The organism is Enterobacter cloacae complex sp. CDL013 (assembly GCF_049238805.1).
GTDB lineage: Bacteria > Pseudomonadota > Gammaproteobacteria > Enterobacterales > Enterobacteriaceae > Enterobacter > Enterobacter hormaechei_C.
In genome coordinates this window covers 1-21,111 of record NZ_JBMKGT010000005.1, presented here as the reverse complement: position 1 = coordinate 21,111, position 21,111 = coordinate 1, and the positions used below count along the sequence as shown (strand labels likewise).

At 53.3% G+C, this 21,111-nt stretch carries 16 protein-coding genes and 1 pseudogene; 4 read left to right on the top strand and 13 right to left on the bottom strand.

The window, feature by feature from the left end; all coding sequences use genetic code 11:
* Positions 1 to 3: 3 nt before the first annotated feature.
* The 9 genes from lpxK to ACOTXD_RS10655 form a co-directional block, all read right to left on the bottom strand.
* Complete coding sequence (gene lpxK / locus ACOTXD_RS10695; RefSeq protein WP_061856341.1) at positions 4 to 981, bottom strand: tetraacyldisaccharide 4'-kinase; 978 nt, start codon at positions 979 to 981, stop codon at positions 4 to 6.
* On the bottom strand, positions 978 to 2,726 hold the full coding sequence (msbA, locus tag ACOTXD_RS10690; protein WP_003858227.1) for a lipid A ABC transporter ATP-binding protein/permease MsbA: 1,749 nt from the start codon (positions 2,724 to 2,726) through the stop codon (positions 978 to 980). The genes lpxK and msbA overlap by 4 nt, the downstream gene beginning before the upstream one ends.
* Before the next feature lie 36 nt (positions 2,727 to 2,762).
* Entirely contained in the window at positions 2,763 to 5,027 is a 2,265-nt protein-coding gene (locus ACOTXD_RS10685; RefSeq protein ID WP_061856340.1) for a ComEC family protein, read from the bottom strand.
* Between the two features lie 212 nt (positions 5,028 to 5,239).
* A complete protein-coding gene (gene ihfB, locus ACOTXD_RS10680) occupies positions 5,240 to 5,527 on the bottom strand; it encodes an integration host factor subunit beta (protein ID WP_003858233.1) in 288 nt (95 codons plus the stop codon).
* Between the two features lie 170 nt (positions 5,528 to 5,697).
* Positions 5,698 to 7,371 (bottom strand): 30S ribosomal protein S1, encoded by a 1,674-nt coding sequence (gene rpsA, locus ACOTXD_RS10675; RefSeq protein ID WP_003858235.1) that lies wholly within the window; start codon positions 7,369 to 7,371, stop codon positions 5,698 to 5,700.
* Between the two features lie 111 nt (positions 7,372 to 7,482).
* Complete coding sequence (gene cmk, locus ACOTXD_RS10670) at positions 7,483 to 8,166, bottom strand: (d)CMP kinase (RefSeq protein WP_003858236.1); 684 nt, start codon at positions 8,164 to 8,166, stop codon at positions 7,483 to 7,485.
* Positions 8,167 to 8,351: 185 nt separating this feature from the next.
* Positions 8,352 to 9,635: a 3-phosphoshikimate 1-carboxyvinyltransferase gene (gene aroA / locus ACOTXD_RS10665; protein ID WP_003858238.1), complete on the bottom strand. Its 1,284-nt coding sequence runs from the start codon at positions 9,633 to 9,635 to the stop codon at positions 8,352 to 8,354.
* A gap of 68 nt (positions 9,636 to 9,703) precedes the next feature.
* A complete protein-coding gene (serC, locus tag ACOTXD_RS10660; protein ID WP_058658894.1) occupies positions 9,704 to 10,792 on the bottom strand; it encodes a 3-phosphoserine/phosphohydroxythreonine transaminase in 1,089 nt (362 codons plus the stop codon).
* A 162-nt stretch (positions 10,793 to 10,954) separates the two neighbouring features.
* Positions 10,955 to 11,647 carry a DUF421 domain-containing protein gene (locus ACOTXD_RS10655; RefSeq protein WP_003858241.1) on the bottom strand — a complete coding sequence of 231 codons (693 nt, stop codon included), beginning with the start codon at positions 11,645 to 11,647 and terminating at the stop codon, positions 10,955 to 10,957.
* Between the two features lie 127 nt (positions 11,648 to 11,774).
* Between ACOTXD_RS10655 and ycaO the strand changes: the two genes are divergently transcribed.
* The 4 genes from ycaO (at position 11,775) to pflA (ending at position 18,077) form a co-directional block, all read left to right on the top strand.
* Complete coding sequence (ycaO, locus tag ACOTXD_RS10650) at positions 11,775 to 13,535, top strand: 30S ribosomal protein S12 methylthiotransferase accessory factor YcaO (protein WP_003858243.1); 1,761 nt, start codon at positions 11,775 to 11,777, stop codon at positions 13,533 to 13,535.
* A gap of 406 nt (positions 13,536 to 13,941) precedes the next feature.
* Positions 13,942 to 14,799 (top strand): formate transporter FocA, encoded by an 858-nt coding sequence (gene focA / locus ACOTXD_RS10645; RefSeq protein ID WP_017384832.1) that lies wholly within the window; start codon positions 13,942 to 13,944, stop codon positions 14,797 to 14,799.
* Between the two features lie 51 nt (positions 14,800 to 14,850).
* The gene (gene pflB / locus ACOTXD_RS10640) at positions 14,851 to 17,133 is read left to right on the top strand and encodes a formate C-acetyltransferase (RefSeq protein WP_003858247.1); all 2,283 of its coding nucleotides are present in this window, start codon (positions 14,851 to 14,853) and stop codon (positions 17,131 to 17,133) included.
* Positions 17,134 to 17,336: 203 nt separating this feature from the next.
* Positions 17,337 to 18,077, top strand: a complete 741-nt coding sequence (pflA, locus tag ACOTXD_RS10635) for a pyruvate formate lyase 1-activating protein (RefSeq protein ID WP_003858250.1) — start codon at positions 17,337 to 17,339, stop codon at positions 18,075 to 18,077.
* A gap of 36 nt (positions 18,078 to 18,113) precedes the next feature.
* On the opposite strand, the gene ACOTXD_RS10630 is transcribed toward pflA, so the two are convergent.
* The 4 genes and pseudogenes from ACOTXD_RS10630 to ACOTXD_RS10615 all read right to left on the bottom strand — a co-directional run.
* Positions 18,114 to 18,635 (bottom strand): anti-virulence regulator CigR family protein, encoded by a 522-nt coding sequence (locus tag ACOTXD_RS10630; RefSeq protein WP_022650721.1) that lies wholly within the window; start codon positions 18,633 to 18,635, stop codon positions 18,114 to 18,116.
* Between the two features lie 123 nt (positions 18,636 to 18,758).
* Complete coding sequence (locus tag ACOTXD_RS10625) at positions 18,759 to 19,907, bottom strand: MFS transporter (RefSeq protein WP_003858254.1); 1,149 nt, start codon at positions 19,905 to 19,907, stop codon at positions 18,759 to 18,761.
* Positions 19,908 to 20,181: 274 nt separating this feature from the next.
* On the bottom strand, positions 20,182 to 21,045 hold the full coding sequence (locus tag ACOTXD_RS10620) for a dimethyl sulfoxide reductase anchor subunit family protein (protein ID WP_061856337.1): 864 nt from the start codon (positions 21,043 to 21,045) through the stop codon (positions 20,182 to 20,184).
* 1 nt (position 21,046) lies between these two features.
* Positions 21,047 to 21,111, bottom strand: a pseudogene (locus ACOTXD_RS10615) (dimethyl sulfoxide reductase subunit B); the annotation flags it as partial.

The window sequence follows — 21,111 nt, the reverse complement described above, 5'->3', positions numbered from 1 at the left end:
AAGTTACTGCACTAACGCGAGCAGTTCCTTGAGCAAATGTTCCGGCTGTTCGCCGCTGAGTTCAGCGTCAACCGGCAGATACCACCAGTTTTCTTTCGCAAAGGCCCGGCATTTTACCGCGTCTTTTTCCGTCATGATCAGCGTCTGGCCCGGCGCTGCCAGCCTTTCAACCTCTTCGGCAACTAACGCCTGGTGATCGGCCAGCGGCACCCGTTTTTCCAGCCGCGCGCCGCACTGCTCCAGCGTTGCGAAGAAACGCGGCGGATGACCTATACCGGCCATCGCAACCAGATGTTCCAGTTGCGCGACGTCTTTACGCTCGCCGGTCAGCATATTTACGGCCTGTCCGGGACGAAGAAGCATCGGGATTTCGCCCGCTCTGGCTTCACCACCGTTCACAATCACGGCATCGACGGTTTTCAGGCGCGACGCACGCTCGCGCATTGGACCGGCTGGAAGCCACCAGCCGTTGCCAAAACGCCGAACGCCGTCAATGACCACGATCTCTTTATCACGCGCCAGCGCGTAATGCTGCAAACCATCATCGGTAATGATGATTTGTACATCATGCTCCGCAAGCAGTGCCTTCACGGCATCACTGCGCACCGGCGATACCGCAACCGGCGCGCCTGTACGCTGGTAAATCAGTACCGGCTCATCGCCGGCTTCAGCGGTTGTCGTAGCTGGGCTCAGCACCAGTGGATACTGCGCCGCTTTACCACCGTAACCGCGTGAGACAACTCCCGGGCGGATACCGCGCCTCTGGAGCTGCTCTGCCAGCCAGATCACCACCGGGGTTTTGCCGTTTCCACCCGCCGTCAGGTTGCCGACCACCACCACCGGTACCGGTGCGCGCCAGGCGCGCTTGATCCCGAGGCGGTAAAGCAGACGAATAGCACCGCTCACCAGGCCATACAGCCAGGAGAGCGGGAGAAGCAGCACCCACAGAGGGGATTCACCCGACCAGATGCGTGCAATCATTGACCGAACTGCATTTTATGAAGCTGCGCGTAAACACCACGCTGTTCCAGCAGGTCCGCATGGCTGCCGCGTTCAACGATCACGCCATCTTCCACCACCACGATTTCGTCAGCCTGTTCGATGGTCGACAGACGGTGCGCGATAACCAGCGAGGTACGGTTTTTCTGTAATTCATCCAGAGCAGACTGGATAGCGCGTTCAGATTCCGTATCCAGTGCGGACGTTGCTTCATCGAGGATCAGAATCGGGCTGTTGCGCAGCAGCGCACGGGCAATCGCGATACGCTGACGCTGACCACCAGAGAGCAGCACCCCGTTTTCGCCAATGATCGTATCCAGACCGTTATCCATTTTGTTAATGAAGTCCATCGCATAGGCCATACGCGCCGCATTCTCAATCTCTTCACGGCTGTACTCTTCGGTACGGGCATACGCAATGTTGTTCGCCACCGTATCGTTGAACAGATGCACGTTCTGCGAGACCAGCGCAACCTGGTTACGCAGCGACTGGAGGGTATATTCCCGCAGGTCGTGACCATCAAGCAGGATCTCGCCCTGGTCGATATCGTAGAAACGGGTAATCAGGCTGGCTATGGTCGACTTGCCCGAACCGGAACGACCAACCAGCGCGACGGTTTTACCCGCCGGGATGGACAGGCTGATATCACGCAGCGCCGGCACTTCACGGCCTGGATAGGTAAAGGTCACGTTACGGAATTCCAGGTCGCCTTTAGCGCGCTCGATCACGCGTGTACCTTCATCTTTTTCCTGTTCGGAATCGAGGATGCTGAACAGCGTCTGACAGGCTGCCATCCCGCGCTGGAACTGGGCGTTGACGTTAGTCAGCGATTTCAGCGGACGCATCAGCGCGATCATGGATGAGAACACCACGGTAATGGTACCCGCAGTCAGGGTTTCCATGACGCTCGGGAAGCTTGCGGCATACAGGACGAAGGCCAGGGCCAGAGAGGCAATCAGCTGAATGATCGGATCGGAAATCGACGAGGCCGATACCATTTTCATCCCTTGCAGACGCATTCTGTTGCTGACCTTGTCAAAGCGTTTGGTTTCGACTTCCTGACCGCCGAAGATCAACACTTCCTTATGGCCTTTCAGCATCTGCTCGGCGCTGGTAGTCACCTGCCCCATCGTATTCTGCATATTTTTACTGATGTTGCGAAAACGCTTTGATACCACGCGGATCGCGATGGAGACAATCGGCGCCAGCACAATAAGGATCAGCGACAGTTGCCAGCTGTAATAGAACATCATCGCGAACAGGCCGATGATGGATGCGCCTTCACGCACAACGGTAATCAGTGCGCTGGAAGAGGACGACGCAACCTGCTCTGAATCGTAGGTAATACGCGACAGCAGGGTACCGGTTGACTGCTTGTCAAAGAATGAGACCGGCATCCCCATCATATGGCTGAATAACCGACGGCGCATGGTCATCACCACTTTACCGGATACCCAGGAGATGCAGTAGCTGGATACATAGCTGGAGATTCCGCGTAAGATCATCAGCCCAATAACCACCAGCGGCATCCATAGCAGCACTGAACGATCCGTTTTACCGAAACCGTCATCCAGTAACGGTTTGAGAAGCGATAACATAAACGTATCGCTGGCTGCGTTGAGGATTAACGCTACGCCCGCCACGATCAAGCCTGCTTTGAAAGGAGCAATCATCGGCCAGAGCCGGCGGAACGTTTGCCACGTGGAGAGATCTTTGTCGTTATGCATTCAAAAAACCAGCATTTGTTGAAATAGCCGCATATTCTACCCGTTATCTACGGGCGCGCCAAACCACTGATGATACCAACGCGGTAAATAGTGTTCACGTAAGCGGCGAATTTGCCGACTTTGGTGCGAAAACGTCACAGATATCTGTCCGGACTGCGGAGTATCAAGCCAGAGATATCCCTCAGTTCGATAGCGCCTGACTACTTTGATGGAAGGGAAACGCCACGCGTTATAGCGGGCCATCGAGGCCAGCGAAACCTGTCCCTCCACGCGCTGTAGCAGCGGTGTTGAAGATGACGTGTTACTTCCATGATGCGGCACCTGAATCAGTGTAGACGCTAGTTGACGCCAGCGGTGGCTCAGCATTGCCAGTTCTGCCTGCCCTTCAATATCTCCGGTCAGTAAAACGCTTTGTTCGCCGTCATCGATTTTTACCACGCAGGAGCGGTTGTTACCTTTTGCCGAGGTATTTTCGGGTGGCCAGTGCACGGAGAACGTTAAACCCTGCCACTGCCATCGCTCTCCACGAAAGCAAGGAAGATGCCCGGCCCAGGATAAGGGGCTTCTGATCCACATTGCGGGCCAGGCAGCTTTTAGCGATGCCAGTCCCCCCGCGTGGTCGAGATGTTCATGGCTCAGGATCACCCCTTCCGGCCTCAGATGATGCCAGCGTAGCCAGGGGATAATCAGCTGCTGCGCACTGTCCCCACCGGGCCATGCCAACCCAGTGTCATACAGAATGGCCTTCCCGTGACGCTCAATGACCATCGCCAGCCCCTGCCCTACATCCAGCATATGCAGGGACCAGCTGTCTGTTTTGGCCCTGTGCCAGAGGGGAAATGCCAGCACCACGCTGCCTGCCAGACAGACTGCGGGTACTGCGCTGAAGGCCCTGAATCGCCAGCCAATGATCAGCAGCCATGGCAGTAACGTCAGGTATTGCCAGCGTTCATCAACGTCCTGCCAGCCATTCGGTAAACGCATCAATAGCCAGAAAAGCCCTGCCAGAGATTTATCGGCAGCCAGCCAGACGATACTTTCCAGCGTCGCCACCGGAAACAGATGCAGAAACATGCCGAGCAGGATCAGCGGAACTGAGATAAACGTGACCAGAGGAACGGCAAACAGATTCGCCGCCAGCGAGGAGAGACTGAAACCATGGAAAATCAGCACCTGAAGCGGCAACAGAAGCAGCAGCATACCGACCTGCAAATACAACAGCGTAACCAGCGGTCGCAGGCACCGGCCACGTTGCCAGAGCGGGAGAGGCAACCACTGATACCAAAAAATAAGCGCGGCGACCGCAAACGCTGATAGCGCCAGGCTTTGTGACAGGACCGCCAGTGGATCGAAAACCAAGATCGCCGCCACGCAGGTAAGCCATACCTGCCAGGGCGACCACTGGCGACCGCTCATTTTTAACACCGCCAGTACCACAAGCGCGATAACCGTGCGCAGCGCAGGCGGCTGTAAGCATGTTAGCCATGCGTAAAACGCGGCAAAAATCAGCCCTGCCAGCAAGGGGATTTGCCAGATAATCCAGCGGCCCGGCAGGAAGAACTGGATGCCTCGCGCCAGAAACCAGATGACAGAAGCGGCCAGCGCAATATGCAATCCCGAGATTGCCATCAGATGCATCGTTCCGGTCTCACGCATCAGGTTTTTTATCTCCCGCGAGACCGACAGCCGCTCCCCCATTCCCAGCCCCAGTATCACGGGTCCCCACTGATATGCTGAAAGCGTACTCTGTAGTGATGTCAGGTACTGCGCACGCAGGCTACAGCCTTCGTCAACGAGCGCCGCATGGGTAAACCGTCCACTCAGCGTCTGATGTCGGGCAAAGGCATTTTTCTGTGAATCATAGCCGCCATCGTTGAGTTCTCCGTGTACCACCCTGAGCCGCAGGGTCATTGCCCAGCGTTGACCCACGCAGACGTTTTGCGGCAGATAGTTGCCATACAGCGCCACGCCCATGGCAGCCCACACACGTTCTCCATTGAGGCTGACAATCCTTCCCTGATGCATCGTTGCGCCGTCCGTTGCGGTAATGACCACCTCGGCCTGCTGCGGAACTTTCGTTAAATGGTTCATCGGCCACACGCTTTCCTGAGCGGCCAGGATCCCCCAGCACATAAAAAGCAATGCGAGGCCTGAAAACCTGAGCCATTTTCTCTGCTGTACTGATAACGCAATTCCTGCGGCAATCAGCAACCAGACAATATGCAAATCTGGCAAAACGGGTAACCAATAGAGCGGGATTATGGCCAGAATGGCGCACATACTGATAACGTGGATCCCCATCTTCACCTCCATGTTTCAGGCGATTATGCGGCGGGACTGATGCGTCGTCAGACAGAAAAGGCGTGATTTACAGCGGACGCTGCAACGTTTTTTAGCGTTTACAGTAAAGAGAAAATTTAAATGCGGCGCGTATTCAGAAATGCAGGGGCGGGATACAAAAAAAGCACCCTAAGGTGCTTTCTTTAAACTCAGTTTAACCCTGATGATTAAACTCAGTTACCGTAAATATTGGCGCGATCGCGCAGTTCTTTACCCGGCTTAAAGTGCGGAACATACTTTCCTTCCAGCTCCACTTTATCGCCAGTCTTCGGGTTACGCCCGGTACGTGGTGCACGATAGTGCAGGGAAAAACTACCGAAACCGCGGATTTCAATGCGCTCGCCCTGGGCAAGAGTGGTAGCCATATGCTCCAGCATCTCTTTAACGGCATCTTCCACAGCCTTGGCAGGGATATGCGGTTGCTGACTGGCAAGTCTTTCAATCAATTCTGACTTGGTCATGATTCCTCCGGTTCCTTTCAAACCCATTAGCTGAACAGCTTATTAAACAAGGGCGGCCGTAGCCGCCCTTTGTTATTGATTACAGGACGAATCCTGCAATCTGTCAAGTCTGCTCTCCATCCTTCGCGCTGTAAATGCGTTACAGCTCAAATGATGGTGCGAACCTGAACTTACTCGCCTTTAGCTGCTTTGAAAGCTTCAGCCATTGCGTTGTTAGAGAAGTTTGCATCTTCCTGTTTGTTCACAGTTGCGATTGCATCTTTCTCATCAGCTTCGTCTTTAGCACGAACAGACAGGCTGATTGCACGGTTCTTACGGTCAACACCGGTGAACTTAGCTTCAACGTCGTCACCAACGCTCAGAACCAGAGTTGCATCTTCAACGCGGTCACGTGAAGCTTCGGAAGCGCGCAGGTAACCTTCAACGCCGTCAGCCAGTTCTACGGTTGCGCCTTTAGCGTCAACAGCAGTCACTTTACCGTTTACGATTGCGCCTTTCTTGTTCAGTGCAACCCAGTTGTTGAACGGATCTTCTGCAAGCTGTTTAACGCCCAGGGAGATACGCTCACGCTCTGCGTCAACTTGCAGAACAACTGCTGCGATTTCGTCGCCTTTTTTGTATTCACGAACTGCTTCTTCGCCTGCAACGTTCCAGGAGATGTCAGACAGGTGAACCAGGCCATCGATGCCGCCGTCCAGGCCGATGAAGATACCGAAGTCAGTGATAGACTTGATTTTACCTTCAACACGGTCACCCTTGTTGTGGGTTTCCGCGAACTGCTGCCATGGGTTGTTTTTGCACTGCTTCAGGCCCAGGGAGATACGACGACGTTCTTCGTCGATATCCAGAACCATCACTTCCACTACATCACCAACGTTAACAACTTTGGATGGGTGGATGTTTTTGTTGGTCCAGTCCATTTCGGAAACGTGCACCAGACCTTCAACGCCTTCTTCGATTTCAACGAAGCAGCCGTAGTCAGTCAGGTTGGTTACGCGACCAGTCAGTTTAGTACCTTCTGGGTAACGCTTAGCGATAGCTACCCATGGATCTTCGCCCAGCTGTTTCAGGCCGAGGGATACACGAGTACGCTCGCGGTCGAACTTCAGCACTTTAACAGTGATTTCGTCGCCCACGTTCACGATTTCGCTTGGGTGCTTAACGCGTTTCCACGCCATGTCGGTGATGTGCAGCAGGCCATCAACGCCGCCCAGGTCAACGAATGCGCCGTAGTCAGTGAGGTTCTTAACGATACCTTTGACTTCCATGCCTTCCTGCAGGTTTTCCAGCAGCTGATCGCGTTCTGCGCTGTTTTCGGATTCGATAACGGCACGACGGGAAACAACAACGTTGTTACGCTTCTGGTCCAGCTTGATTACTTTGAACTCAAGCTCTTTGCCTTCGAGGTGCAGGGTGTCACGGACTGGACGAACGTCTACCAGAGAACCTGGCAGGAACGCACGAATACCATTCAGCTCAACAGTGAAGCCACCTTTAACTTTGCCGTTGATAACACCGACCACAGTTTCAGCTTCTTCGTAAGCTTTTTCCAGCGTGATCCATGCTTCGTGACGTTTAGCTTTCTCACGAGACAGCAGGGTTTCGCCGAAGCCGTCTTCTACTGCGTCCAGAGCAACGTCAACTTCGTCACCTACCTGGATTTCCAGCTCGCCCTGGGCGTTTTTGAACTGCTCAGCCGGGATGGCAGACTCAGATTTCAGACCGGCGTCAACCAGTACAACGTCTTTGTCGATAGCAACAACAACGCCACGAACGATGGAACCCGGACGGGTTTCGATTTCTTTTAAGGATTCTTCAAACAGTTGAGCAAAAGATTCAGTCATGTTTAATCTTCAGGTTAATATTAACGTCCACCTGGCTCCGTGCCGGATGGGGTTGTTTCACATACCCGCCGTCAATCCATTGCAGCGGGGGTACTGCTAAATCGGTCGCGATTACGCGAGTGCCAGTTTTTGGCGCGCATATTGTAGCGCTTTTTCAATCACTTGCTCAATAGTTAAACTGGTTGAATCCAGCACTAATGCGTCTTGCGCGGGAACAAGTGGTGCGACGGCGCGGTTACGATCGCGGTCATCGCGCTCTTTTATCTCGGATAAAAGGCGATCAAAGTTAACACTAAACCCCTTTTCCTGCAACTGAAGCATGCGGCGATGGGCACGTTCTTCTGAAGAGGCGTCAAGGAAAATTTTCACTGGCGCATCAGGGAATACCACGGTTCCCATGTCGCGGCCGTCGGCGATCAGCCCCGGCGCTTCACGGAAACCGCGCTGGCGACGTAACAGCGCTTCACGGACGCGTGGGAAAGCCGCCACCTGAGAGGCCGCATTGGCCACTTCCTGGGTACGGATTTCACCGCTGACATCTTCCCCTTCCAGGATCACTTCAAGGTTGCCATCGGTCGAGACAAAGCGCACATCCAGATGCGCAGCCAGCGGTACCAGCGCTTCTTCAGACGCAACATCCACATGATGATGCAGCGCAGCCAGCGCCAGCACGCGATAGATTGCTCCCGAATCTAAAAGATGCCATTGCAATGCTTCCGCCATCGCTTTGCACAGAGTACCTTTCCCTGCGCCACTTGGCCCATCAATGGTGATTACCGGGGCAATTGCCGTCATCTTTTTCTCCTTAATTAAGGCATACCGTTTACATGAACGCCGCGCATTATACGCGCCAACGTGCGCAACTGTTACCTTTGCGTGCAAATTACGGAATGATTGAAGCAGAGTGTAGAAGAAATGAAAGAGGATGAGTGTCAGAAAGCGTAAGGAAATGCCGCATCAGGTGATGCGGCATACGATCATCAGGCCAGGGTGCTAATGCGCGTCAGCTGTTCGAAGTAGTCCGGGAACGTTTTTGCCGTACACTTCGGATCAAGGATAGTGACTGGCGTATCTGACAACGCCACCAGCGAGAAACACATCGCCATGCGGTGATCGTTGTAGGTGCCAATTTCTGCAAATTGCAGTTTTGCCGGCGGCGTGACGCGAATGTAGTCTTCGCCCTCTTCTACCTCGGCCCCCACTTTACGCAGCTCGGTTGCCATCGCGAACAGGCGGTCCGTCTCTTTCACACGCCAGTTGTAAATGTTTCGCAGCGTGGTGGTGCCTTTCGCAAACAGCGCAGCGGTAGCAATGGTCATCGCCGCATCCGGAATATGGTTCATATCCATATCAATGGCGTTCAGCTCACCGTGGGTACAGGAGATGAAGTCATCGCCCCAGGTCACCACCGCGCCCATTTTTTCCAGCACGTCAGCAAAACGGATATCGCCCTGCACGCTGTTGCGGCCAATGCCCGTCACTTTTACCGTACCGCCTTTAATCGCACCTGCGGCAAGGAAATAGGAGGCGGAGGAAGCATCGCCTTCAACCAGGTAGTGGCCCGGGGACTGATACTGCTGCGCTCCGCGCACCACGAAGCGCTGATAAGACTGGTTTTCCACCTCAACACCAAAGGTGTTCATCAGGTGCAGGGTGATATCAATGTACGGCTTAGAAACCAGGTCGCCTTTAATGCTGATGACGGTGTCCTGTGGTGCCAGCGGTGCGGTCATCAGCAGCGCGGTCAGGAACTGGCTGGAAACGCTACCGTCAACCTCTACATTGCCGCCAGTGAATCCCCCGCGCAGACGCAGGGGCGGGTAATTTTCCTGCTCAAGATAATCAATCTGCGCGCCGCCCTGGCGCAGGGCATCCACCAGATGGCCGATCGGACGCTCTTTCATTCGCGGCTCACCGGTCAGCACAATATCGTTACTCCCCAGACACAGCGCAGCGGCCAGAGGACGCATCGCGGTACCGGCGTTACCCAGGAAAAGCTCCAGCGCTTCAGCAGAATGTAACGCGCCGCCGTTACCGGTGACTTCACAACGGGTACGATCGTCAGACAGCGCGTACTGAACGCCCAACGCTTTCAGTGCATTGAGCATATGGCGCACGTCATCGCTGTCCAGCAGATTAGTGAGGACGGTGGTGCCGTTTGCCAGAGCTGCCAGCAGCAGAGCGCGGTTCGAGACACTTTTTGAACCAGGCAGATTAATGGTGCCATCTACCCGCGCGATAGGTTGTAACGTCAGGGATTCCATGAAACTCAACTCTCAACTCAACATAATAAAAACCCCGCAGGAACGCTGCGGGGGTGAAAAACAGCCAATTAACCGTGACGACGTTCGAAGTCGATCATGAAATCAGTCAGGGCTTTAACGCCTTCCAGCGGCATGGCGTTATAGATAGAGGCGCGCATCCCGCCTACCACACGGTGGCCTTTCAGCGCATGCAGACCCGCCGCGAAGGACTCTTCCAGGAACACGTTATCCAGGTTGCTGTCCGCCAGCTGGAACGGCACGTTCATGCGCGAACGGTTAGTTTTGGCGACATCGTTGCGGTAGAAATCGCTCTTGTCGATCACGCCGTACAACAGTTCAGCCTTTTGCTGATTGATCTTATCCATCTGCGCCACACCGCCTTTTTGCTTCAGCCATTTGAAGACCAGGCCGGAGAGATACCAGGCAAACGTTGGTGGGGTGTTGAACATGGAATCGTTGTCGTTCAGGACGGTGTAATCCAGAATTGACGGGCAAGACTTATGGGCTTTCCCCAGCAGGTCTTCACGCACGATAACGATTGTCAGGCCCGCAGGACCGATGTTTTTCTGGGCACCCGCGTAGATGACGCCGTAGCGGCTGACATCCAGCGGGGTGGACAGAATGGTTGAAGAGAGGTCCGCCGTCACAATGACATTTTCGCCAAAGTCTGGCTCTTCGTGAATGGCAATACCGTCGATGGTTTCGTTCGGGCAGTAGTGAAGATACGCGGCGTTGTCAGAAAGCTGCCACTCACTCATCGGCTTCACGGCGCGCAGACCCTCAACTTTCACTTTGGCATCGATGACATTCGGCGTGCAATATTTATGCGCTTCTTTTACCGCACTGGCCGCCCAGTAGCCCGCATCAACGTAATCAGCGGTGGTTTTGTCGCCCAGCAGATTGAGCGGGATACCCGCAAACTGGCCGCGTCCACCGCCGTGACAGAACAAAACTTTGTAGTTCGAGGGAATGTTCAGCAGATCGCGAAAATCCTTTTCTGCCTCTTCCGCCACCTGAATAAACGCTTTACCCCGGTGGCTGATTTCCATCACCGACGTACCCAGACCGTTCCAGTCACAAAGTTCCTGTTGAGCCTGTTTAAGCACGTCTGCCGGTAACATTGCCGGACCTGAACTGAAATTAAAGACTTGAGCCATTTCCCCTCACCACGCTGAAAGCCATAAGTTATAACTGTGGATATCGGTTTTATCATTCAGTGACACGCGCCGCAATGTCTAAAACTGATGGCCGGAGAAATGTGCCCCTCGTCACACAAAACAATCTGCCGTACCGTTGTCACAAAACCGACAAAATCGCTGTCAGGTAATGCGCTTAGCCCGGCTAACCTTCGTCCATTCTGGATTCGTACAGCGGGGGCATAATTGATGATCGCCCGCCTGCATGACCACCACATGACTACATTTTATGCAGGCATACTCCCCCGCTTCAGGTACAGTTTTGTATCGTTCGATAAGCATATCCGGCAGGATGCACAGACCGGGCTTCACCTCATCGTCGGGATAGTAATAAACGCTGATTTGACCATTCGTTTCCATAATCGCCAGACGCACCTGCCCCAGTTGCTCAACACTGCTCAGACGGAGTTCCATAAAGAACTCAAACTCCGTCATATTGGCGCTTTGCACATTCTCCCAGGCCAGTTGACCATCTTCGACAATCACCACCGGCTTCCCTTCGAGCAGATCTTCAAGTTTCTCACTTTTCGACATCAGCCACATGACCAGCCGGTACAGCAGTGCAAGCGTCACAAAGACGATAAAGACCGGCACCATCGGCACATCGTCATAAAAGGCAACGTCCCCTGCCGCCGACCCCAGCGTCAGGATAATCAGTACTTCAAACAGCGACATCTGCCGCACGCCGCGACGTCCGGTGATTTTCAGAAACAGGAAGACGAGTACAAAGGTGTAAAGGCTACGCAACGCCACTTCGCCTAAAAACTCAGGCGGGACTTTATCAAACGCCATCCGCTGGAGATCAAATGCTTTCATTTTTCTATGCCTTAACAGTAGGTTACTGCTTATAAGCATAGCCCAGCCATTTATTTTCGCCGGAGATAGCACCCGTCACGCAAAACCCGTATCATTGCGCGCTTTACGTACGATAAAAGTGAACGCCATGACTCAAACGTTTATCCCCGGCAAAGACGCCGCTCTGGAAGATTCCATCGCTCGCTTCCAGCAGAAACTGACCGACCTGGGCTTTAATATCGAAGAAGCCTCCTGGCTGAATCCGGTGCCTCACGTCTGGTCCGTGCATATTCGCGACAAAGACTGTGCGCTGTGCTTTACCAACGGTAAAGGCGCGACCAAAAAAGCGGCGCTGGCCTCTGCGCTGGGTGAGTATTTTGAGCGTCTGTCCACCAACTACTTCTTCGCCGACTTCTGGCTGGGCGAAACTATCGCCAACGGTCCGTTCGTTCACTACCCGAACGAAAAATGGTTCCCGCTGACCGAAAACGATGAACTGCCGGAAGGCATTCTCGATGCCCGCCTGCGCGCGTTCTACGATCCGGAAAACGAGCTGACCGGCAGCATGCTGATCGACCTGCAATCCGGCAATGAGGATCGTGGGATCTGCACCCTGCCGTTCACCCGTCAGTCTGACGAGCAGACCGTTTATATCCCGATGAACATCGTCGGCAACCTGTATGTGTCCAACGGCATGTCTGCCGGTAATACCCGCAACGAAGCGCGCGTGCAGGGGTTGTCTGAAGTTTTCGAGCGTCACATCAAAAACCGCATTATTGCTGAATCCATCAGCCTGCCGGAGATCCCGGCTGACGTGCTGGCGCGCTACCCGGGCGTGGTGGAATCCATCGCCAAACTGGAAGCAGAAGGTTTCCCAATCTTTGCTTATGACGGCTCTCTGGGCGGCAAATATCCGGTTATCTGCGTAGTGCTGTTCAACCCGGCCAACGGCACCTGCTTCGCCTCCTTCGGCGCGCACCCTGACTTCGGCGTGGCGCTGGAGCGTACCGTGACCGAACTGCTGCAAGGTCGTAGCCTGAAAGATCTCGACGTGTTTACGCCGCCGACCTTTGATGACGAAGAGGTCGCCGAGCACACCAACCTCGAAACGCACTTCATCGACTCCAGCGGTTTGATCTCCTGGGATATGTTCAAACAGGACGCGGACTATCCGTTCGTGGACTGGAGCTTTGCCGGTACGACGGAAGAAGAGTTCGCCACCCTGATGGCGATCTTCCACGCGGAAGATCAGGAAGTCTACATTGCCGACTATGAACATCTCGGCGTTTACGCGTGCCGTATTATTGTGCCAGGTATGTCGGACATTTATCCGGCAGAAGATCTGTGGCTGGCAAACAACAGCATGGGCGCGCATCTGCGTGAAACCCTGCTGGCCCTGCCAGGCAGCGAGTGGGATAAAGAAGATTATCTGAACCTGATCGCCCAGCTGGACGAAGAAGGACACGATGATTTCACCCGCGTACGCGAACTGCTGGGTCTGGCGACCGGAAAAGATAACGGCTGGTACACCCTGCGCATCGGCGAGCTGAAAGCGATGCTGGCGCTGGCGGGCGGCGATCTGGATCAGGCTTTGGCCTGGACCGAGTGGACGATGGAGTTTAACCAGTCCGTCTTCTCCGCCGAGCGCACTAATTATTACCGTTGCCTGCAAACGCTGCTCCTGCTTTCTCAGGAAGACGACCGCGAGCCATTGCAGTATCTGAACGCCTTTGTGCGTATGTACGGTGCGGATGCCGTTGAAGCTGCCAGCGCGGCGCTGAGCGGTGAAGAACCATTCTACGGCCTGCAAGCGGTTGACAGCGATCTGCAAGCCTTCCCGGCGCATCAGTCACTGCTGAATGCGTATGAAAAATTGCAGAAGGCAAAAGCCGCTTACTGGTCAAAATAAGCGCATATAACATTAATGGCTGTAGGCGTATTCAATCGCCTGAGCTATATTACGGGGCAATTTCATTGCCCCTTTTTTTTTATTTTTCCGCAATGACGTTTAATTGTAATAATTAAGTTAACCACGGGTAAATATAAAAACGCTTACCTGAGCTTTACTGTTACTAATTATAATAAATACTCCATTTTAATTAACTGTTCCATGGGAGGCTGAAGGAAAAAATTCAACTCTTTTCATAACTTTTAAAATTTATTTTTATACGGATAATCAAATACTTACTCCGCTTTTGCTGTAAAACAATACACACTGCGGGCCTATAAGCCAGGCGAGATATGATCTATATCAATTTCTCTTCTATAATGCTTTGTTAGTATCTCGTCGCCGACTTAATAAAGAGAGAGTTAGTGTGAAAGCTGACAACCCTTTTGATCTATTACTCCCCGCTGCGATGGCGAAAGTTGCCGAAGAAGCGGGTGTCTACAAAGCCACGAAACATCCGATGACGACGTTCTTTCTGGCCATTACGGCTGGGGTGTTCATCTCCATCGCTTTCGTCTTCTATATCACAGCCACCACCGGCACGGCCGGGATGCCTTTCGGCATAGCGAAACTGATTGGTGGTATTTGCTTCTCACTGGGCCTGATTCTCTGCGTCATCTGCGGCGCCGACCTCTTCACCTCAACGGTGCTGATTGTTGTGGCAAAAGCCAGCGGAAGAATTACCTGGGGTCAACTGGGGCGCAACTGGCTCAACGTTTACGTTGGCAACCTGATTGGCTGTCTGCTCTTTGTTCTGTTGATGTGGCTCTCTGGCGAGTATATGACCGCCAACGGCGGCTGGGGGCTTAACGTCCTGCAAACCGCCGACCACAAAATGCACCATACATTTATCGAAGCCGTTGCTCTCGGCATCCTCGCAAACCTGATGGTCTGCCTGGCGGTCTGGATGAGCTACTCTGGTCGTAGCCTGATGGATAAAGCCATGATTATGGTTCTGCCGGTTGCGATGTTTGTTGCCAGCGGCTTTGAGCACAGTATTGCGAATATGTTCATGATCCCGATGGGGATTGTTATCCGCAACTTTGCAAGCCCGGAGTTCTGGACTGCTGTAGGTTCAACCCCGGAAAGTTTTTCACACCTGACGATTATGAACTTCATTACTGATAACCTGATCCCCGTCACTATCGGGAACATTATCGGTGGGGGTCTGTTAGTTGGGTTGACATACTGGGTCATTTACCTGCGTGGCGGCGATCATCATTAATGGTTGTCTCAGGCAGTAAATAAAAAATCCACTTAAGAAGGTAGGTGTTACATGTCCGAGCTTAATGAAAAGTTAGCCACAGCCTGGGAAGGTTTTACGAAAGGTGACTGGCAGAATGAAGTCAACGTCCGTGACTTTATTCAGAAAAACTATACCCCGTATGAAGGTGACGAATCCTTCCTGGCTGGTGCGACTGACGCAACCACCAAGCTGTGGGACAGCGTAATGGAAGGCGTTAAACTGGAAAACCGCACTCACGCGCCAGTTGATTTTGACACCTCCGTTGCTTCTACCATCACTTCTCACGATGCTGGCTACATCAATAAAGCCCTTGAGAAAATTGTTGGTCTGCAAACTGAAGCACCACTGAAACGCGCAATCATCCCGTTCGGTGGTATCAAAATGGTTGAAGGTTCCTGCAAAGCGTATAATCGCGAGCTGGACCCAATGCTGAAAAAAATCTTCACCGAATACCGCAAAACCCATAACCAGGGCGTATTCGATGTTTACACCAAAGACATTCTGAACTGCCGTAAATCTGGCGTTCTGACCGGTCTGCCAGATGCCTATGGCCGTGGCCGTATCATCGGTGACTACCGTCGCGTTGCGCTGTACGGTATCGACTTCCTGATGAAAGACAAATACGCGCAGTTCGTCTCTCTCCAGTCTGACCTGGAAAACGGCGTAAACCTGGAAGCGACTATCCGTCTGCGTGAAGAGATCGCTGAACAGCACCGTGCGCTGGGTCAGATCAAAGAGATGGCGGCTAAATACGGCTGCGATATCTCTGGTCCTGCTACCAACGCTCAGGAAGCTATCCAGTGGACCTACTTCGGCTACCTGGCCGCAGTTAAGTCTCAGAACGGTGCAGCAATGTCCTTCGGCCGCGTATCCACCTTCCTGGATGCGTACATCGAACGTGACCTGAAAGCAGGCAAAATCACCGAACAAGACGCTCAGGAAATGATTGACCACCTGGTCATGAAACTGCGTATGGTTCGCTTCCTGCGTACCCCAGAATATGATGAGCTGTTCTCTGGTGACCCAATCTGGGCAACCGAATCTATCGGCGGTATGGGCGTAGATGGCCGTACTCTGGTAACCAAAAACAGCTTCCGCTTCCTGAACACCCTGTACACCATGGGTCCTTCTCCGGAGCCGAACATCACCGTTCTGTGGTCTGAAAAACTGCCTCTGAACTTCAAGAAATTCGCCGCTAAAGTGTCCATCGACACCTCTTCTCTGCAATATGAGAACGATGACCTGATGCGTCCTGACTTCAACAACGATGACTACGCTATCGCTTGCTGCGTAAGTCCAATGGTTGTTGGTAAGCAAATGCAGTTCTTCGGTGCGCGTGCAAACCTGGCGAAAACCATGTTGTACGCAATCAACGGCGGCGTTGATGAAAAACTGAAAATGCAGGTTGGTCCTAAGTCTGAACCGATCAAAGGCGACGTGCTGAACTATGACGAAGTCATGGACCGCATGGATCACTTCATGGACTGGCTGGCTAAACAGTACGTGACCGCGCTGAATGTTATCCACTACATGCACGACAAGTACAGCTACGAAGCCTCTCTGATGGCGCTGCATGACCGTGACGTCGTTCGCACCATGGCATGTGGTATCGCAGGTCTGTCCGTTGCGGCTGACTCCCTGTCTGCAATCAAATATGCGAAAGTTAAACCAATTCGTGACGAAGATGGTCTGGCTATCGACTTCGAAATCGAAGGCGAATATCCGCAGTTTGGTAACAACGACGCTCGCGTTGATGACATGGCGGTTGACCTGGTAGAACGTTTCATGAAGAAAATTCAGAAACTCACTACCTATCGTAACGCTATCCCGACTCAGTCTGTTCTGACCATCACCTCTAACGTTGTGTATGGTAAGAAAACCGGTAACACCCCAGACGGTCGTCGTGCTGGCGCGCCATTCGGCCCAGGTGCTAACCCAATGCACGGTCGTGACCAGAAAGGTGCGGTTGCCTCTCTGACCTCCGTTGCTAAACTGCCGTTTGCTTACGCGAAAGATGGTATCTCTTACACCTTCTCTATCGTGCCAAACGCGCTGGGTAAAGACGACGAAGTGCGTAAAACTAACCTCGCGGGTCTGATGGATGGTTACTTCCACCACGAAGCGTCCATCGAAGGTGGTCAGCACCTGAACGTGAACGTGATGAACCGTGAAATGCTGCTCGATGCGATGGAACACCCTGAGAAATATCCTCAGCTGACCATCCGCGTATCTGGCTACGCAGTACGTTTTAACTCCCTGACGAAAGAACAGCAGCAGGACGTTATTACCCGTACTTTCACTCAGTCCATGTAAGTGGAATTGACTGAAATCACGCGTTAAAAAGCGTACAATAAAGGCTCCACGCAAGTGGGGCCTTTTTAACACCCTCGCTTCATCAGTCTCTTTTGTCCGCTATCTATACTTAATGGATAACAGCCAAAACAGACTCGACATAGCCTTTGAGCTGTGCATCTACATAGGCCCCCGGATGGGCCAAATTCGGAGATATCACCGCAATGTCAATTATTGGTCGTATTCACTCCTTTGAATCCTGTGGCACCGTCGATGGCCCGGGGATCCGCTTTATCACTTTCTTCCAGGGCTGCCTGATGCGCTGCCTGTACTGCCATAACCGTGACACCTGGGACACCCATGGAGGTAAAGAAGTCACCGTAGAAGATCTGATGAAAGAGGTGGTGACCTATCGCCACTTTATGAACGCGTCCGGCGGTGGCGTGACGGCATCCGGCGGTGAAGCCATTCTTCAGGCTGAATTTGTGCGCGACTGGTTCCGCGCCTGCCACAAAGAAGGCATTCATACCTGCCTCGACACCAACGGCTTTGTGCGCCGTTACGATCCAGTTATTGATGAACTGCTTGAAGTGACCGATCTGGTCATGCTCGATCTCAAGCAGATGAACGATGAGATCCACCAGAATCTGGTTGGCGTCTCGAACCACCGTACCCTGGAATTTGCCAAATACATTGCCAACAAAGGCGTCAAGACCTGGATCCGCTACGTGGTGGTGCCGGGCTGGTCAGATGATGATGACTCTGCACATCGTCTGGGTGAATTTACCCGGGATATGGGTAACGTGGAGAAAATCGAACTCCTGCCCTATCACGAGCTGGGTAAACATAAATGGGTGGCGATGGGTGAAGAGTACAAGCTCGATGGCGTGAAGCCGCCGAAAAAAGAGACGATGGAGCGCGTCAAAGGTATTCTTGAGCAGTATGGCCACAAGGTCATGTATTAACGAAAAGGCCCGGTGAAAACCGGGCCTTTTTATATTCTATTTAAAGACGCCGTTAATAACGGAAGTCACAATCGCTGTACTCAGCGCAATTAAGACCAGGTCGTCACCTACCACGCGCCATTCATAGCCCGGATAGGAAGGAAGCTGACCCAGCATATCGGCTGGCACGGTTTTCTTCGCAATGCCCGGAGGCAGTGGCTTACCGCGCGCCAGGTTTTTCGCAATACCCGGAGGCAGAGAGTCGTAGCCCGTTAAGCCGTAATTCAGGGCCAGATGGCGGGCATGATCGAAGCTTACGCGAGCATCCACATCATTACCGACATCTTTGCTGTTTTTAAAGCTCTTATCCGATTTCCCAGGGTTATCCTGACCGTTATTGTGCTTATTACCATGGTTACCAGAGTTCCCGTTACCATGATTGCCGCTATTACCTTGTCCGCCACCGTTTCCGTGACCACCGCCATTCCCGTTACCAGGATTAGCCATGGCCGGAGCCGTTGCAAACGTTAAAGCCAACACTACGGCAAGTGCGGTAGTGGAAAAACGACGAGTAGACATGATGGCTGCCTTTTAGTGGGAGAACTCATTGGAATTATCGCCAGGCAGTAAAAACTCACAATCAGTAAAAGTCTTATATGTGACAGGGACAAAAAAGCCTGTCATCGACAGGCTTTTAATAAATCAGGCATGGGCCACTGGCGTTGGATGTTCGCCCACTTTGCGCAGCAGCATTAGCAGATAAATAAACGACACGCTGGCGATCATAATAAACAGCAGATTATCAGAATAATTTTGCATGAGCATAGCGGTAAAAGTCGGCCCCAGTAAACTGCCGATAGTGTAACTCAGCAATAAAGCCTGGTTCATCGCCACCAGCTGGTGATGCTCAACTTTCTCACAGGCCCACGCCATCGCGACCGGATAGAGCGTAAAGCCCGCAGCCCCCAGAATGAACAGCGCGGGCGCCATCGCGGCGTTGCTGAGCATGGCGAGACAGCCCATGATGACCACGAAGACCTGAACGCGCAGCACCAGCAGACGACCAAAGCGGTCCGCCAGGCGGCCAATCGGCCACTGGCCGACAATCCCCGCGCTGACCATCACCGCCATCCAGAAACCGATCCCGGAATCACTGACGCCCTGATGGTTAAGATAGAGCGGCATCAGGCCATAGAGCGAGCCCAGCACAATCCCGGAAATAATGCAGCCGTTAACCCCCAGACGCGCCTGGCGCAGTCTCAGCATCGGCCAGACGTGGGTGGCTTCCTGATGTTCGCTGTTTTGATTCACAATACGGGTAAAGAGCAGCGGCAGGATCGCCGCCAGCACCATGCCCGTCACCCACGGCAGCACGCTCATCAGGTCGGTTGGCAGTTTGCTGACCATCAGCTGTCCCAGAACGGTACCGACGTAGTAAACCATCATATAGGCCGCCAGCAGACGCCCGCGATTACGGGACGTGCCGCTGCACATCAGCGCACTTTCAACCACCACCCAGATCATGGCGCAGCCGACGCCCGCAATAAAGCGCCAGACCATCCAGCTCCAGAAGCCGACCATAAGGCCTAAACCGGCGCAGCCGACGGCAAAGATCAGCGACGCCAGATAATAACTGCGGTTAAAACCAAAGCGCTTAATAAGGCTGCCCGTTAATAAGGTGCCCAGCAGATTGCCCGTAAAAAAGGACGAGCTAACCATACCCACCTGCCAGGTCGGTAAGTTTTCATGGGCGAGCCATAGCGGGACGAGTGTGTTTAACACCGCGATCGCCAGGGTCAGCAAAAGCAGGCCACAGAGCAACAAAAGCACCGGGCGGGTATAGGTGGTCATGGATTAAAAACCGTGAGGAAGTTCAGATTTCGTGCGCATCATGCCACTGGCAAAAACAAAGTCAATCCACCGATTCAGGCGTCACGCACGTTATGCGCCTTGTCGATTTAAAAAACTCATCCTGCTAATGCAAAGCCTGCTACTTATATTAATTATCTATTTGTTTTTATTTATTTCCGGGAATTTTTACAACGAAACATCAGTCGAAAAATTTCATGAATGAAAAAAGAAAAGCCGGGCGCTATGTCCCGGCTTTTTATAACAAAATCTAAAATTAGCTGGCGATAGCCAGACCGACCGTCATATGCAGACCATAAAATACGCCGCGACCAATTAACTCCCCTGCCAGCACCAGTACAAAGGCCAGGGACAGTAACGGCAGCGCAGGCGAGTAACCTTTAAGCTGAGGGGCAATCCAGCACACCAGCGCAGCCGTCAGCAGCACCACACGCCAGGCCATCAGCGAACCGTAATCCGGCACCAGCGCCGAAGCCTGCTGGATAGAGCTGTGAATGGTCGCCAGCTCCGCTCCCTGCATGAGCGCGACAACGGTACTGATTACCAGCGCCAGCAGCGAGACCGCGGGCAGCAGGCGCATCGCCCAACCATTAATGCCAGCCACGCGCAGCAGCAGATAACCCAGCAGGGGCCCGCCAATAAACATGGTCAGGAAGAAGCTCATCGGCGTCCAGACGCTGTACCAGGTTGTAACCGTATCAATGGTGTTGTACACCCTGACCATCATCCAGACGAAGACAACGCCCATTACCATGGTGACGATGAGCCACAACGCGCGTAACCCTGACGGCAGCTTTTTCACCGCTGCCAGTAACCACCCCAGCCCGCCAACGGCAAAGAAGATTGCGCCGCTGGCAATCTCGTTACTCAGCGAAGAGGCACCTACGCGGTTCAGGGAGTTAAACGCGCGCATCGGTGAGCCCAGGTGCAGCGTAGAGGCGATAAACCCAATGCCCATCAACACCCACAGGCCAAACATGCTTAACACTAAACGCTGCTGCTGTTCAGTATTGAGGTTCCCTTTTAACAGCGCCAGCGCAAGAGCGATAAACCCGCCCGCCACGCACTGCCCAAAGACCGTGAAGATCATCAGCGGCCATTCATGCCATCCACTTCCCATCTCACACCTCCTTCGGGTTTGCCAGGTAGCCGGTGGTGTCCCCCGTCGGACGGCTGTTGGCGTTAG